The 15,786-nt window shown below is 61.4% G+C and carries 13 protein-coding genes; 9 read left to right on the top strand and 4 right to left on the bottom strand.

The annotated features are described in order from the left end of the window. Nucleotides 1–28: 28 nt before the first annotated feature. The 3 genes from AACW87_RS12055 to AACW87_RS12045 are packed head-to-tail and all read left to right on the top strand — an operon-like array spanning nt 29 to nt 3,846. Complete coding sequence (locus AACW87_RS12055) at nt 29–1,393, top strand: sucrose-specific PTS transporter subunit IIBC (protein WP_043556782.1); 1,365 nt, start codon at nt 29–31, stop codon at nt 1,391–1,393. After that, nucleotides 1,393–2,808 (top strand): glycoside hydrolase family 32 protein, encoded by a 1,416-nt coding sequence (locus AACW87_RS12050; RefSeq protein WP_241325051.1) that lies wholly within the window; start codon nt 1,393–1,395, stop codon nt 2,806–2,808. The genes AACW87_RS12055 and AACW87_RS12050 overlap by 1 nt, the downstream gene beginning before the upstream one ends. 27 nt (nt 2,809–2,835) lie before the next feature. Further along, on the top strand, nt 2,836–3,846 hold the full coding sequence (locus tag AACW87_RS12045) for a substrate-binding domain-containing protein (RefSeq protein ID WP_043134305.1): 1,011 nt from the start codon (nt 2,836–2,838) through the stop codon (nt 3,844–3,846). A 92-nt stretch (nt 3,847–3,938) separates the two neighbouring features. Here AACW87_RS12045 and AACW87_RS12040 read toward each other — a convergent pair whose 3' ends face one another. After that, nucleotides 3,939–4,667: an MgtC/SapB family protein gene (locus AACW87_RS12040; RefSeq protein WP_043134302.1), complete on the bottom strand. Its 729-nt coding sequence runs from the start codon at nt 4,665–4,667 to the stop codon at nt 3,939–3,941. A 217-nt stretch (nt 4,668–4,884) separates the two neighbouring features. Beyond that, nucleotides 4,885–5,259, bottom strand: coding sequence for a hypothetical protein (locus AACW87_RS12035; RefSeq protein WP_043556778.1), 375 nt, complete (start codon nt 5,257–5,259; stop codon nt 4,885–4,887). Nucleotides 5,260–5,775: 516 nt separating this feature from the next. Between AACW87_RS12035 and AACW87_RS12030 the strand changes: the two genes are divergently transcribed. From AACW87_RS12030 to AACW87_RS12020, 3 genes are read left to right on the top strand one after another with little or no spacing between them, the layout of a single operon-like run. Continuing rightward, nucleotides 5,776–6,093: an ArsR/SmtB family transcription factor gene (locus AACW87_RS12030; protein WP_098983306.1), complete on the top strand. Its 318-nt coding sequence runs from the start codon at nt 5,776–5,778 to the stop codon at nt 6,091–6,093. Continuing rightward, nucleotides 6,093–6,506 (top strand): YeeE/YedE family protein, encoded by a 414-nt coding sequence (locus tag AACW87_RS12025; protein WP_043556773.1) that lies wholly within the window; start codon nt 6,093–6,095, stop codon nt 6,504–6,506. Before AACW87_RS12030 ends, AACW87_RS12025 begins: the two co-directional genes overlap by 1 nt. A gap of 12 nt (nt 6,507–6,518) precedes the next feature. Further along, nucleotides 6,519–6,968 carry a YeeE/YedE family protein gene (locus tag AACW87_RS12020; protein ID WP_241325050.1) on the top strand — a complete coding sequence of 150 codons (450 nt, stop codon included), beginning with the start codon at nt 6,519–6,521 and terminating at the stop codon, nt 6,966–6,968. Between the two features lie 105 nt (nt 6,969–7,073). Here the strand turns inward: AACW87_RS12020 and AACW87_RS12015 are convergent, their stop codons facing one another. After that, complete coding sequence (locus tag AACW87_RS12015; protein WP_241325049.1) at nt 7,074–9,506, bottom strand: diguanylate cyclase domain-containing protein; 2,433 nt, start codon at nt 9,504–9,506, stop codon at nt 7,074–7,076. A gap of 443 nt (nt 9,507–9,949) precedes the next feature. Between AACW87_RS12015 and AACW87_RS12010 the strand changes: the two genes are divergently transcribed. From AACW87_RS12010 to AACW87_RS12000, 3 genes are all read left to right on the top strand, one after another. After that, nucleotides 9,950–10,966 carry a lipoate--protein ligase A gene (locus tag AACW87_RS12010; RefSeq protein WP_241325048.1) on the top strand — a complete coding sequence of 339 codons (1,017 nt, stop codon included), beginning with the start codon at nt 9,950–9,952 and terminating at the stop codon, nt 10,964–10,966. A 176-nt stretch (nt 10,967–11,142) separates the two neighbouring features. Next, entirely contained in the window at nt 11,143–12,837 is a 1,695-nt protein-coding gene (locus tag AACW87_RS12005) for a pyridoxal phosphate-dependent decarboxylase family protein (protein ID WP_241325047.1), read from the top strand. Nucleotides 12,838–13,066: 229 nt separating this feature from the next. Continuing rightward, on the top strand, nt 13,067–13,855 hold the full coding sequence (locus tag AACW87_RS12000; protein WP_241278379.1) for a hypothetical protein: 789 nt from the start codon (nt 13,067–13,069) through the stop codon (nt 13,853–13,855). 224 nt (nt 13,856–14,079) lie between these two features. Here AACW87_RS12000 and AACW87_RS11995 read toward each other — a convergent pair whose 3' ends face one another. Continuing rightward, nucleotides 14,080–15,615, bottom strand: coding sequence for a glycosyl hydrolase family 18 protein (locus AACW87_RS11995; protein WP_241278378.1), 1,536 nt, complete (start codon nt 15,613–15,615; stop codon nt 14,080–14,082). Between the last annotated feature and the right edge of the window lie 171 nt (nt 15,616–15,786).

Raw genomic sequence — 15,786 nt, 5'->3', positions numbered from 1 at the left:
CAGCGCGGCGGGTCATAAGAGGAAGAATATGAATATCAGTGCGATAGCCAAGGATCTGGTGCCCCTGCTCGGGGGCAAGGAGAACATCGTCAGCGCCGCTCACTGTGCCACTCGGCTGCGGCTGGTGCTGGCGGACGACAGCAAGGTGAACAAGGCTGCCATCGACAAGCTGGACGGGGTAAAAGGCTGCTTCAGCAATGCGGGTCAAATTCAGGTGATCTTCGGCACAGGTCTGGTCAACAAGGTCTATGCGGAGTTCGTCGCCCTGACCGGTACCGGCACCGCCAGCAAGGCGGAGCTGACCGACATGGCGACGGCCAAGCTTAATGTGGCCCAGCGCCTGGCGCGGACGCTCTCCAACATCTTCGTGCCCATCATTCCGGCAATCGTCGCGTCCGGTCTGCTGATGGGGCTGCTCGGCATGGTGCGCACCTACGGCTGGGTCAATGCCGACAGTGCCCTCTTCGTCATGCTCGACATGTTCAGCTCGGCGGCCTTCATCATTTTGCCGATCCTGATCGGCTTTACTGCGGCGCGGGAGTTTGGCGGCAACCCCTATCTGGGGGCCACCATGGGGGGCATCCTCACCCATCCGGCGCTGACCAACGCCTGGGGCGTGGCCGGTGGCTTCAAGACCATGGACTTCTTCGGTCTCGATGTCGCCATGATCGGCTATCAGGGCACCGTCTTCCCTGTGCTGCTGGCGGTCTGGTTCATGTCCCATCTGGAGAAGCAGTTGCGCAAGCGCATTCCGGACGCGCTGGATCTGATCCTCACGCCGTTTCTCACCGTCATCATCACAGGTTTCGTGGCGCTGCTGTTTATCGGTCCGGCGGGTCGAGTGCTGGGGGACGGCATCTCCTTCGGTCTGAGTGCGCTTTATGAGCAGGCAGGCTGGTTGGCGGGACTGGTGTTTGGCGGCACCTATTCCCTCATCGTCATCACCGGCATCCACCACAGCTTCCACGCCATAGAGGCGGGGCTGCTCACCAATCCGGCCATAGGCGTCAACTTCCTGTTGCCCATCTGGGCCATGGCCAACGTGGCGCAGGGGGGAGCCTGTCTGGCTGTCTACTTCAAGACACGGGATCCGAAAATCAAGGCGATCACAGTGCCGGCGGCCATGTCCTGCCTGCTCGGCATCACAGAGGCGGCGATCTTCGGCGTCAACCTGCGCTACATCAAGCCCTTCCTGGCCGGTCTGCTCGGCGGTGCCCTGGGCGGTGCCTACGTGGTGGCGGCCAAGGTGGGCATGACGGCGGTGGGGCTGACCGGCATTCCCGGCATGGCCATAGTCCAGCCCATGAGCCTCATCCACTATGTCATCGGGCTGGTGATCGCCTTTGGCGCTGCCTTTGCCGCCTCCTGGCTGCTCAAATACAAGGTGGAGTGATGAAGGACGTCGATCTCCTCAACCAGGTTGTCCGGTCCTTGCTGGCCGGACAGCTCAAGGCGGCGGCCGATCCCCATAGGCCCCGCTGGCATCTGGCAGCCCCGGTGGGGCTGCTCAACGACCCCAACGGCTTTATCGAGCACGACGGGCGCTACCACCTCTTCTACCAGTGGAATCCGCTCGGCTGCGAGCACAGCAACAAGGGGTGGGGCCATGTCAGCTCGACCGATCTGCTGCACTGGCAGCACGAGCCGGTGGCGCTGCTGCCCACCGAAGTCTATGAGAGCCACGGCTGCTACTCGGGCTCGGCGGTGAGCGACGAGCAGGGGTGCCTGACCCTTATCTACACAGGCAACGTCAAATACCCGGATGGCAGCCGTACCGCCTACCAGTGTCTGGCTCGCGCCGATGGTGAGGGTGGCTTTGTCAAGCTGGGGCCTGTGCTGGAACTGCCCGCAGGCTACAGCGGCCATGTGCGCGACCCCAAGGTGTGGCACGACGGCCAGCAGTGGCTCATGGTGCTGGGGGCCCGCACTCTGGATGACAGGGGCGAAGTGCTGCTCTATCGCGGCGAGACGCTGGACAAGTGGCAGCTGCTGGGCTCCATCGCCGGCAGCGGGCATGGCGGTCTCGGCGACTTTGGCTATATGTGGGAGTGCCCGGATCTCTTCCCGCTAGGGGGTCGCCACGTGCTGATAAGTTGCCCGCAAGGGATTGCCCCGGTGGGGGAGGATTATCGCAATCTCTACCAGTGTGGCTGGCTGGCGGGCCATTTTGACGGCGAGCACTTCAAGCACGGGGCTTTCCACGAGTTGGACAGGGGCTTCGAGTTCTATGCGCCACAGACCACCCAGGACAGTCAGGGGCGGCGCCTCTTGTTCGGCTGGCTGGGGCTGCCGGAGGAGAACGAGATGAGCCAGCCCACTATCCCCTATGGCTGGATCCATCAGATGAGCTGCCCGCGGGAGCTGTTCTGGCAGGGGGAGTGGCTCTGCCAGCGGCCGGTGGCGGAGCTGGCGGCATTGAAGGGGGAGTTGACCCGGTTCGAGGGGACGCCAGGCGAATTTGCGGGGCTGGCCATCGACTCGGCCTGGCTCGATCTGGATCTGTGCGGTGAGGGAAGCCTCTGGTTCGGCGCCGTGGCCGAGCTGGTGTGGCAGCCTGGGCGCATCACCTTGCGGCGCCAGAACTGGCAGAGCGGGGAATGGGAGACGCGATCCGCCCCCTGGCTGGGTGGGCGGATCACTGTGCTGTGCGATCGTTCCAGTCTGGAGTGTTTCATCGATGGCGGTCGCCACAGCCTGTCGGCCCGCTACTTCCCCGGTGAAAAGCCGCAGCTATCGGCAGGGAACGCGGGTGGGGGCTGCAAAATTTGCCTCAATCACTGGCCGCTGTCGGCTTGCCTAGTACAATAGCCCGGTGCTAGTCAGCCGGGAGGCCAGGTGGAGAAGAAGAAACGGATCACGATTGCCCAGATAGCCGAGTTGGCGGGGGTGTCCAAGGCGACCGCCAGTCTGGTGCTCAACGGCAAGAGTGCTGAGTACCGGATTGCCGATCAGACCCAAAAGCGCATCCAGGCGGTGGCGGATGAGTGCCACTACCAGCCGAGCTTTCATGCCCGCGCCCTGCGCGAGACCCGCAGTTACACCTGGGGTCTGGTGATCCCCGATCTCACCAACTTCGGTTTTGCCCGCATCGCCCGCGCCCTCGAGGCTCACTGCCGGGAGGCGGGCATCCAGCTGCTGATCGCCTGCTCCGAGGATGATCCCACTCTGGAGCAGACGGTGGTGGACAACCTCATCAGCCGTCAGGTGGATGGCCTCATCGTCGCCTCCAGCGGCCACAGCGACGACATCTATGCCCGCATTCACGACCGCCTGCCGGTGGTGCAGCTGGATCGCCACATAGGCGAGTCGCGCCTGCCCATGGTGATCTCGGACGCCTGCAAGGCCACCGCCGAGCTGGTGCGGGACATGGCTGGCGAATGCGGCGAGGAAATTTACTATTTCGGCGGTCTGCTGGATCTCTCCCCCAGCCGCCATCGGCTTGCCGGGTATGAGCTGGGGCTGCATCGAGCCGGGCTTGAGGCGGACGCCATCCGGGTGCGCCATCGTGACTATCAGCCGAGCTCGGGCTATCAGCTGATGGCCGAGCTGGTGGCCGAGCTGGGGGCGCCGCCCCGCGGGCTCTTCACCGCCTCTTTTACCCTGCTGGAAGGGGTGCTGCGCTATCTCAACGAGGCTGGGCTGATGGAGACTGGCATGCGGCTGTGCACCTTCGATGATCACGATCTGCTCGACTGCATACCGATGCGCATCGACTCGGTGGCGCAGGATTGTCCGGCGCTGGCCCGCGCCGCCTTCGAGCTGATGCAGCAACTGATCGCGGGCAATCCCCCCGCGCAGACCGCCCAGGTGATCAGCCCCAGGGTACGCTGGCGCACCCGCCGCTAGTCGCGCAGGTTTGCTCCCATACAAAAGCCCCGCCAGAATTGGCGGGGCTTTTTTGTTTATCGGGGGAGGGCACACAGACATGCCCAGCCGGTTCAATCCGTGGTGCTGGCGCGCCAGAACACCTGCTTGATATGGGGATGAATGGCCAGCTTCACCATCAGGGCATCCAGCTCGTCGCCGTCGATGGAGGTAGCCAGCAGCACGGCGGAGATCTCCAGATCCTGTTCACCGAACGGCTCTATGTCCAGCTCGCTCAAAGGGTAGTTGGCCTGCTCCATCATCTCTTCGAGCCAGTGCAGCACCTCCTTCTGATACTCGCGCTGGGCGAGGGCCGTGACCCTGTAGGTCACCTCGGTATCTGTATTGTCCACCGGGCGGCGGTTGATCTGGTTGACCAGCGGTCGCAGCAGGGTGTTGGCGGCCAGCACGAACAGGGCGCCGAGCACTGCCTCCATGGCGAGCCCGGCCCCGCTGGCCGCGCCCACAGCCGCCACGCCCCACAGGGTGGCGGCCGTGTTGATGCCGCGGATATTGCCAGACTCGCGCATGATGACACCGGCGCCGAGAAAGCCGATGCCGGAGACGATATAGGCCACCACATGGACCACGTTGTAGTTGCCGCCGTGCAGGTCATAGATGCGCTGGGCCAGGCTGACGAACAGGGCGGCCCCCACTGCGACCAGCACGTTGGTGCGAAGACCGGCGGTACGCTGGCGGTACTGGCGCTCCAGCCCGACTAGGCTGCCCAGCACGAAGGCCAGCAACAGGCTGGCCAGGGTGTCGAGCAGGGAAATCATGTCAAATTGCTGCCACATTCTCATGGCGTACTCCTTCTGGTTTGAGATGGCCTTCGGGATACAGGATAGAAGGCCCAGTGAGCATTCCTGATGAATCGCAGAGGTGCGCGCGGTGAAGGCCATCATGGGAAATGAAAGCGGGCGCACGGTCAAACGGGCCCGCGCACTCAGAATGGCGAGCAGATAGCCGGGCCAGATGGAAAGGGGCCAGCATGGCTGGCCCCCGATCTACGCGATCCCGTTAGTTGAGCAGTGGCTCGGCGTCGCGACGGGGACGCAGCTCCCAGCGAACCGGGTGGGCGACCCCGACCTGATGCACGAACTGCACCAGATAACGGCGCTGTGGCGGGGTGCAGTGCAGATTGAGCACCAGCTCCCGACCTCCGCTGCGCCCTGGCCTCAGGGACTGCATGGGACGCAGCCCGGCCGGTTGCAGGGTATGAGTCACCATGTCGAGCACCTGCTCCATGTCGGCGCGATCCTGGCAACGGATCTGCAACCTGTAGTGGTGCTGACTCGGCTTGGCGCGCAGCCAGAGTGGCAACAAACCACGGCCCAGCTTGCTCAGCAGGGGGTGGGCCTGGGTGGATCCGGACTTGGTTGAAATAAAACGCATAGCAGCCTCCTTGTGGGAAGCAGAAACTATGCAGGCAAGGTGTCCAGGCCTGGGCTTGGGTCACCTGACGTCAAGTGTAAAAAGAGAAGAGGGGAGTGGATTTCCGCTTCTCGCAGGGTTGCGAGAACGCGGCAGAGGAAGACCTGCGGCTATCTCGCGACCTGGGTGCCGACTGACTGGGTCGGCCTACAACTGTCACTTGATGAATTGCCCACTGATGGTCTCCGCTGTTGATGAACGGCCAGATGGTACTCATCCAGAGCGATGAGGTAAAGCCTTATCCGCGTTCAGCAACATTTAGATACAAGTTTGTCAATAACCTGAGCCACTTGGCTACATCCATACCAGCCCGGCCAAGGCCGGCGCCATCCCAGGCGCCGGGCCAGTGGCTGCGGCAGCCTGCGCCCTGATCCACGGCCATGCTTAGGGTTCACTCCCATATAAAAATTAGATATTGCTAATTTAGGTTTTATTTATAGAATGAAGCTTAATATAAGCAACTGCTAATTTATTCCTATGGCCCCTTTCGATGAGATGACCCGGCATGCCAGCGAGGCGGCCGCCCTGCTCAAGGCGCTGGCCCATCCCGAGCGGTTGCTGGTGCTCTGCCAGCTGCTTGATGGCGAGAAGGGTGTTGGCGAACTGCTGGCACACAGTGCGCTGGGGCAGTCGGCATTCTCCCAGCAACTGGCGGTGCTCAGGCGCAGCGGCCTGATCCGGTCGCGCAAGGTTGCCCAGCAGATCTACTGCTCGCTGGCGAACGAGGCGGCGGCGGATGTACTGGCCGTGTTGCGCACCCATTTTTGCCACTCCCAAGATGACGAGGTGTCCTGATGTTTGAAACCCAATGGTTGCTTGCCCTGGCCGGGGGCATGCTGGTGGGGCTCTCCGCCCTGATGCTGATGCTGTTCAACGGCAAGGTGGCCGGGATCAGCGGCATTCTGGCGGGCGCCATGCAACACAGGCACGCCTGGCGCTGGCTGTTTCTGCTGGGACTGGGGGCGGGTGCCTGGCTGGCATTTTCCCTGGACTGGGCTCGGCTGCCGCGCTTCGACACCCTGCCGGCCTGGCCGCTGGTGCTGCTGGCTGGGCTGCTGGTCGGGATCGGTACCCGTCTTGGCAATGGCTGCACCAGTGGTCACGGCATCTGCGGCATGGGTCGGCTTTCTGTGCGCTCCATCCTTGCCACCCTCACCTTCATGGCAACCGGTGCCCTCACCGTGTTTGTCACCCTGCATCTGTTGTAACGAGGCGATGAGATGAAACTCTTTATCAGTCTGTTGGCCGGTCTCTTGTTCGGGATCGGCCTTGCCATCTCCGGCATGGTGGATCCGGCCCGGGTCATCGGCTTTCTCGACGTGGCGGGGGCCTGGGATCCCAGCCTGGCCTTCGTGATGGGCGGGGCCTTGCTGGTGTTCATGCCGGGCTACTTTCTGCTGGTAAAACCGAGCCGCCAGAGCCTGCTCGGTGAGCCATATTCGTTCAGCCAGGCCCGACAGGTGGACGGTCGCCTCCTCGGTGGCTCTGCCCTGTTCGGCATCGGCTGGGGCCTGGTGGGCATCTGTCCCGGGCCTGCCTTGAGCCTCATCTCCAGCGGTCAGCCCATGATACTGCTGTTCGTGGCGGCCATGGTGAGCGGGATCTTGCTGGTGGACAGGGTATGGCCGACGCTGTGGCCCGCCCGCAGGCCTGATCCTCAGGCGCCATGATCCCGCAGTCCCGGCATCCGTGCCGGAGTCAGGCAGGCGCAATAGCGAGAGGGCCACCTGGGTGGCCCTCCTCTTTTCACACGTTCAGGTGGCTGGTGCGCTGAGTCAGCGTCCTTTCATCAGCGGGAAGTAGCGTCGGTCGGCCTGGCTCATGTGGCCGACAACCAGCTCCTGAATGATGAAGTTGAGCAATTCGTCGTTGCCAAGCTCACCGGCCCTGGCGGCGGTCATCAGCTGGCTTGCCCTGTGCAGCAGCCGCTGGTGGTCCTGCTGGTGGCTGGCCAGCTCGGCATAGTCCAGCTCGGCCAGCATCTGCTCCTCGAAGGCGAAGTGGTGGCGCGCCATTTCGAACAAGCCTTCCAGACTCTCCAGATAGAGGGCAGGGTGTTCACTGTTGTCTTTCATGCGCTCCAGCAGCCGGTTGGTCAGCACGAAGAGCTGGCGATGCTCGGCATCGATGCGGGGGTGGCCGCACTCGTGGCTGTTTTGCCACAGCAGTGAGCCCAGCTCGGGATCCAGCCCGGCGGTAAACAGGCAGACCCGGCCACGGCCCCGTCCCTTGGCCTGATACATGGCCTGATCGGCATGGTGCATCAGGGTCTTGGGATCCGTGCCATGTTCCGGGTAGAGCGCCACCCCTATGCTGCTGGAGATCCGCAACTCCTGCTCTTCATCCACCCGGAACGGATGACGCAGGCTCTGGTGCAGATGATCCGCCACCGCCAGCGCCTCGTCACTGGTATCGGGCAGCAGGATCACGAACTCATCGCCCCCGAGGCGGGCCACCAGATCCTGTTCCCGCACGCAGTGGCGCATGCGCTCGGCCACCATGTTGAGCAACACATCGCCGGTCTCATGGCCGAAGGTGTCGTTGATCGGCTTGAAGTGATCCAGATCGATAAACATCAGCGCCAGCTCTCCCCCCTCGTCGGCCATGGCCTCCTTCAGCCGCAGTTGCAGCAGGCGACGGTTGGGCAGGTTGGTGAGCGGATCATAGAAGGCGAGGCGGTGCATCATCTCCTCGCTGGCGGCGCGTTCCGTGATGTCGCGGGTGACCCCCAGGATGGCATCGGGCTGGCCTTTCTCGTTGCCGTGCAAGGTGGTGATGGTCTCGGTCGCGACCAGATGCCCCTCCCTGTGCCGCAACTGGGTGCGGATCACGCAGCGGGTCTGCTCGTGGTCGCCCCGTTGCCAGGCCGCGAGGGAGTCACTGAGCTCATCGCGCAGCTGTTTTCTGGAGGTTTCCGGGATCAGCTGCTTGAGGGGCAGGCTGAGGATGTCGATCGCCTCGTAACCGCTGAGCGGCAGAATGGCCGGGCTGACGTAGCGAAAGCGCAGGGTGGCGGTATCCATGGTCCAGATGACGTCAGCGCTGTTCTCCGCCACGAACCGGTAGTGCTGTTCGCTCTGGGCCAGTTCACGGGTGAGCCGCAGCCGATCCCGGGCCTCCTGACGCAGGCGCAGGTAGAGGTGGCAGAAGATGCCGAGCAGGGTCAGCAGGGTGAAGGTGATCAGCATGGCAACGGCCACGCTCTTGTCGAACAGCTGCCGCTGCTGGCGCATCCGCTCCCGGTCCGGGTTGTAGAGGAAGCGTTCCAGATCGGGCAGGGAGCTGAGCAAACCCGCCTCCAGGTAGGTCCTGGCGATCTGCTGCCATCGCTCGGGTTGCATGTAGCCGGGCTCGATAAGATCCGGCTGCATCAGTTCCCTGGTTTCACGGGCCTCGAACTCCAGCTGCTCACGGCCATAACCGCTGGGATAGTTCTCCATGATCCAGCTGATCATCTCCTCCGGGTTTTCCATGGCATAGCGCCATCCCTTGAGACTGGCCTGCTGGAACGCATAGACCCGCTCCGGCCTGCCCGCCAGCTCGCGCTCAGAGGTAAACAGATTGTCACCGTAGAAGTCGAAGTCGATGTCGCGGGGAGAGAATACCCGGTAGGGGATCCCCAGCTGGGCCAGATAGAAGGGCTCGGTGGTGCTGTAGGCGCTGATGGCATCCACCTGTCCGGTCAGCAAGGCCTGCAGCCCCTGTTCATAGGGCAGTCTGGTCCAGCTCTGTGGCTGGGCATGGCGGCCGAGATAGACCTGCAACTCCCTGGAGCCTGGTTCCAGCATCAGGCGTTTGCCCGCCAGATCAGAGGGTTGCAGTATGTCGGGCCGTTCCAGCGAGAGCAGGACCAGCGGCGAGTGCTGCAGCATGGCCGCCAGTACCACGACCGGACGGCCTGCGGCACGGGCGAGCAGCAAGTCGCTGCCGCTGATCCCGAACTGGGCATTGCCCGACACCACCTCGTTGACCACATTGGTCTGCGGCGTGGCGGCGCGCAGCGCGACATTCAGACCGGCATCACGATAAAAGCCCTTGAACTGGGCGGCGTAATAACCGGCGAACTGGAACTGATGTTGCCATGGCAGTTGCACCACTATCTGATCTGCCGCCCTCAGGGGCAAAGAGGTGACGCTGTAGCAGATCGCCATACCCAGCATTGGCAGATACCAGAGCAAGCGATGAAGGGAGGAATTTACGCCTGTCATATACATTCCTCTCGGGAGACGGGTTCGATCCTAGAGTCAAACAATTCCTTGTTGCCCGCAAGGGGGCGAAAGGCCGCTGGAATGGGGGATGGGTGACAAAAAAAGTGATTTCTGTGTCGTTTATCACATTTGGCTTTCATGCTCGGTATTTTTGTCAATTATGCGAATAATTAAGGAGCCATATGGCCTATAAAAACGGTCGCATTTTAGTCGTATTTACCTGTTGTTTACCTCAGTAATAGTGAGTGATTGCTTTTTTCACGGTGCAATGCGTCAACCTGTGTCGCCGTATCAAAAGATACTTTTCTGATGCTGTGGGAATGTATCCGGATTGATTCTATTAGGTTGTTAATCGGTAACGATGGAGCCCAGCCGGCAAGGGCCCAAATCCGGTCGCCAGCGGTGGTATGATAGCGGCTCTTCCTTCTCGTTGAGGCTCTCTCATGTCCCGATTGCGTCTGTTGTTGTCCGACTCTCACGATCCCCTGTTCAACCTAGCGGTGGAGGAGTGCATCTTTCGCCAGATGGACCCGAACCAGCGGGTGCTCTTCCTGTGGCGCAACGCCAATACCGTGGTGATTGGCCGCGCCCAGAACCCCTGGAAGGAGTGCAACACCCGTCGTATGGAAGAGGATGGAATAACCCTGGCCCGGCGCAGCAGCGGGGGCGGCGCCGTGTTTCACGACCTTGGCAACAGCTGCTTCACCTTCATGGCGGGCAAGCCCGGCTATGACAAGAGCATATCCACCGCCATAGTGCTGGATGCGCTCAAGCGGCTCGGGGTGAGCGCCTTCGCCTCCGGGCGCAACGATCTGCTGGTGGCGACCCAGGACGGGGAGCGCAAGGTGTCGGGCTCGGCGTATCGGGAGACCCAGGATCGCGGCTTTCATCACGGCACCCTGCTGCTGGACGCCGATCTGGGCCGGCTCGCCAACTACCTCAATCCGGATCCCAAGAAGCTGGCGGCCAAGGGCATCAGCTCGGTGCGCAGCCGGGTGGCCAACCTGTGCGAGCTGCTGCCCGGCATTGACCACAACCAGCTGAGCCACGCTCTCTGCGAGGCCTTCTTTGCCCATTACGGCGAGCAGGTTCTGCCCGAGCACATCTCTCCGAGCCAACTGCCCGACCTGCCCGGCTTTGCCGACACCTTCGCCCGCCAGCGCAGCTGGGAGTGGAACTTCGGCCATGCGCCTGCGTTCAGCCATCAGCTGGACGAGCGCTTCGGCTGGGGCGGGGTCGAGCTCCATTTCGATGTGGAGAAGGGGGTCATAGGCCGGGCGCAGATCTTCAGCGACAGCCTGGATCCGGCGCCGCTGGATGCGCTGGCCGAACGGCTGGTTGGCCTCGCCTATCGCCGCGAGGCCATAGCGACGCTGCTGTCGCAACTGCGGGCCGATTTCCCGGCCCAGCAAGCCGAGCTGGACGAGCTCTCCCGCTGGTTGCTGGCCGCCCTGCGCTGAGGTTTTTTCCTGTCCGATCACGAAATCAAAAGAGGCGCCCCAAAGGCGCCTTTTTGCCAGCCCACGCCACGGCTCATCATGACAAAAAGTAGGGGAGGCCATTAGATATTGTCGCTGTTTCAAACAGCGGCTCAGGGGTATAAGGGCAGCACACTTGCTGTACTAATGGTATAAAAATGAGTGACTTAGTTTATCTGAAAGATGAAGGCGTCAACGCCATCCACCCCGAGTTCTCCGCCCGTTTCGCCACAGTCAAAGCCAACTTTTTCTCGCGCAATCCCGATCTCTGGCCGGTGTTTCGCGAGCCCGGTTTCGCCACCCTCAACGAGTTTCGCGCCCGTGGCCTGGCGCCGGATGCCCGCCTGAACGCCTGGCCAGATGGCCGCGCCCGCCTCGCCGATCTCTGCGAGACCATGCCGGTGCCCGCACAGATGCGCACCCCAGGCGAGCCCATGACCGAGCTGCTGTTTGCAGGGGCTCTGTCGAAAGACTGGGAGAACCCCTCCAGCGTCGAGAACGTCATCACAATGTCGGCGGATCCCGCCATCTACGGCGCCCAGATGGGTATATTGGCCAACCCCAACCTGGTCTACTCCGAGTATGCCGGGGTGGCCGAGGAGCTGGAGAAGAAGGTGGTGCGCCAGATAGCCCTGCTGGCGGGTTACGATCCGGCCCGCGCCACCGGCATCTTCACCCAGGGGGGGACCTTCTGTAACCTCTACGGCTACCTGCTCGGCATTCGCAAGAGCCTGCCGGAGGCCAAGCACAAGGGGCTGGGCCACTATCAGGATTACCGCATCATCAACTCCCAGGGCGGCCACTATTCCAACATCACCAACCTCTCCCTGCTCGGGGTCGACATAGAGAACAAGACCATCCGCATTCAGGTTGGCGAGAACAACGACATCGATCTCGATCACCTGGAACGCACCCTGACCGCCTGTTTTGCCCTCAAGCACGTGGTGCCCACAATCATGCTCACCATGGGTACCACTGACACCTTCGGGGTGGACCAGGTCAAACCCGTGGTCGAGCTGCGGGATCGCCTCTGCGAGCGGTTCGAGGTGGCGGTCAAGCCCCACATCCACGTGGATGCCGCCATCGGCTGGTCGATGATCTTCTTCCTGGATTACGATTTTGGTGCCAACCCGCTCGCCATCAACGGCGCTACCCTGGCGGGGATCGAGCGCAACGTGGCCCGCTTCGCCGAGCTGAAATACGCCGACTCCTTCACCGTCGATTTCCAGAAGTGGGGCTATGTGCCCTATACCTCCAGCCTGGTGATGATCAAGGAGCAGGACGATCTCAAGGCGATGGAGAACGACCCGGAGAACTTCTCCTATTTTGAGCGGGACATTCAGGGCCAGACCCACCTGCAGTCCACCATAGAGTGTTCCCGCGGGGCGAGCGGCCTGTTCGGTGCCTATGCGGCGCTCAACTACCTGGGGGTCGAGGGTTATCGCACCGTGCTGGCCCACTGCCTGCAAAATGCCAACTACTTCCGCTTCCGGTTAAGCCAGCTCGGCAACGTCAAGCTGGTGGCCCAGGAGAATCAGGGGCCGAGCGTGGGCTTCAAGATCTACAACCCAGAGTGGGTGCAGGATCCGGACGCCGAGTTCGCCTTCGAGCTGGCGCGCAGCCCGGACGCGGCCTACAAGGCGCGGCTGCAGCGCAACACCGACTATCACCGCGGCCTCTTTACCGGGCGCGGCAAGGTGGGGCTCTACACCAACTGGGTGGAGGCCATAGCCCACTCCGACTACGATGCCCGCGGCAAATACTCCTATATCGCCGGTGAGAAGGCGGTCTTTATGAACCCCGCCTGCGGCCGTGAGCAGATCGATGCCTTCATCGCGCACATTCGCGGCTGATGGTGGATGAATGACGGGGCGCAGGCGGGTCTCCCCCTGCGTCCTGCTTTTTTGATACGTCAATCAATTGAATCAAAAGGGATTGCTTGCGAATCCCCCGGGAAATGTGAAGTTCTGCACGTTACGCCCCTCTGCATCCCTTTCTGACTTTTATCGCCCTGTTTTTTCCGTACGGTATGGACTCCAACGGGCTGGCTTGCAGCCTTGGATATCAACAAAAGGAGCCGTTATGGACAAGCACAGACGCAGAGTCACCCTGGGGTTGTTGAGTGCCCCACTGGTCGCCACCCTGGCCGGGTGCAACAGCAGCAACGACAGCGAAGGGAGCCCGGTCGACTTTAGCACCACCCTGACAGACCGGCTGAGCGCCGAATTGCACGACGAGCAGACTGCCCGCCGGCTGGCCCCCTTCATCGAGGAGGCCTGCTTCAACATGACGCCGTCCCGGGTCGTCATCGACAGCGTCAACTGCGTAATAGCCTTTGCCTTTGGCAACCGCCCCAATGCCTCGGGCAACCCGGATGAGCTGGCCGAACCCGGCCCCATGAATGAGGCCCTGGCCGCCTGTTGCGCCGCCCTCTATCGGCAAAAGCCGGTACCCATGTATGTGCAGTGGGAGATAGCCCGCTTCCTCGACTCGGCCCGCTATCCCGATATCCCGGCCCGGGATGTCATCTCCATCGAGCCTTACTGGGATAATGAGGGCAAGCTGATCTACCTCAGCACGGACGGAGTGGTGGAGGCCATCGTCAGGGATTACGCAGGCGGAGATGCCGCCGCCCTCGGCATGGCGGCCGTTATAGGTCACCGCGACCACGTCAAACGCTGCATCATCACCTGCCGTGCCCGCAAGGTGGCGAGCCATGCCCCGGAGGGGATCGAACTGCCCGTCTGGTATGACGAGCAATCCGATCAACCCTGGACCCGCCGCCGCGACCTCTATGTGCTGCAGGATATCTCGGCCCAGCTGATGGGGGTGGCGCAGGCCAACATAGCCCAGGCTTATCCGAACGGGTGAGCCGCGCTGATGGCACAATGCAAGCCGGGTCAGGGGCCCGGCCTGTTTGTCATCAGGACGGGCGAGGCGCCAAGGTATCGGATGGATTGCCTCTGCGGGCTCACACCGGCCTGGATAATATCGGCTTGTGCCCGAATGTGGCGTCATTAGTGCGGCGTAATAGAGACATGCCGGTGCAAGGTGCGCCGGCATGATGTGATCAAGGTATGTTGAAGGTGACGGGGTCAGGGAGTCGGCACCGTACTGGCGCAATCATATTGTTCGCCACTTAATCCCATGATGTGACAGGTTGCGGTCAACACATCATTGGGACGGGCCCATGCAGGATCCCAGCCACCCATAGGTTCATCATGGCGTTTGTCTTTATACAGATCCCACATGATCATGCCGGAGGGGGAATATCTGGCCGTGCGCGTGGCGATATCCGTGAGGAGATCCTTGCTCAGCAGTAAATTGCCTGTCGCCGGTCTGCCAACTTCAAATCCGACCGTGATGGCTGGACTTATCAGCAATTTTTGCGGTTGAATGGCGGCGCTGGCATAACTCGGCGATCCTTTTACCACTGCGTGTCCGGGTCGTATGGTGTCACCGGATTTAAGCCAGCTGAAGAAGGCCCCGTAATAATAATCAACCTGCCCTGCCAGATCGCACGGAATATTGGTGTCGCCCCCACAGTCTGTTTCGCTCAGGTCATATGACATTATGCCAATGGTACTGAGTCGATCGACCAGATCTGGATATTGCAGCGCGGTATTGTAAATCAGGCCATATAAATTACCGCCCCACCAAGCACCACCATAGGTATTGCTGGTATAGGCATTGCTGCCCCAGTTGGCCGACATGTTTGGGATACCGCCGGTTGCGGGGGCCGCCGTGCTCAGTGCCAGCTCGGGGTTGATGGCATCGATGGCCTGGTAGAGGGAGCGCATGATGGCCGCAAACTTGTCGACCGTGTCCGGCATGATCCTGGGATAGGGCTGCTCGGCGGGATTGAGTTGCATGCTGTCGTTGTAGACCCGTACTCCCTTGCCTCTGCTCATCAGGGTAGCCGTGTCCAGGTATTCCACATTGCTGGCCGGCGGCTGCACCGAATCCGGCGTCAGCCGCCAGCTGTAGGCGTTGAGATCCGCGTGCCAGAACTCCTCGTAGTCCAGATCAATGCCTGCCACGCCGAGGTCATTGGCCAGCTGCACCACGTTGCGATACGCCTGATCCGCGGCCTGGCCGGATATCGGGTTGTCGAAGCGGTTGCGGGGGCCCGGGTTGGGGAAGGAGTCGTATTGCTCTCCGGCCGGGCCACAGGCATCCACCTTGCCCGCCGTGACATCGTAGTATTCCGGGATGCAGCTGAAGTTCCAGCCACCGACGGCAATATAGGTCTCGACGCCATGGAGTTTGAAGGTGTTGATAATATCCCTGAGCTGGGAAAAGTCGGCGATGGATTTATTATCTTTTGGCGCCTTATTAACGGTGGCAGTGTCGCAGACATAACCAAATAACCCGGTGCAGGCCAGGTCATTTTGCGTGTAATTGACCAGGCTGGGTTGGACAAATGACAGTACCAGCTTGTTGAAATTGCTCTTTTGACTGGCCACCTGATTACTCAAGGTTTCCAGATTGTCCAGTGATGCATAGTAGCCAGGTGTATTGGCCGGGGCATCCGAGCCACTCAGATAGTAGGCGGTTATTTCTGGTGTTTGTGCCATGGCCGCGCCGGCAAACAGCAGCGGGATCGCGCCGAACAGGGTGTGATGTTTCATATAATATCCTTATTGATCTCTACAAGAGCACAGTAGAGCCGAAAGCAATATCCTTGCTCTCATACAGGGTTATCTTGGATGACATTATCGGTGGTATATTTTATTGGTCTGATGTGACTCCAGTTATGAATAATGAGCCCTGATAATAAGGTGAGATGACTGTTTTTTGCT

The organism is Aeromonas sp. MR7, assembly GCF_963899385.1.
GTDB lineage: Bacteria > Pseudomonadota > Gammaproteobacteria > Enterobacterales > Aeromonadaceae > Aeromonas > Aeromonas bestiarum.
The sequence above is the reverse complement of the archived record's forward strand: the minus strand, read 5'-3'. Positions and strand labels throughout refer to the sequence as shown.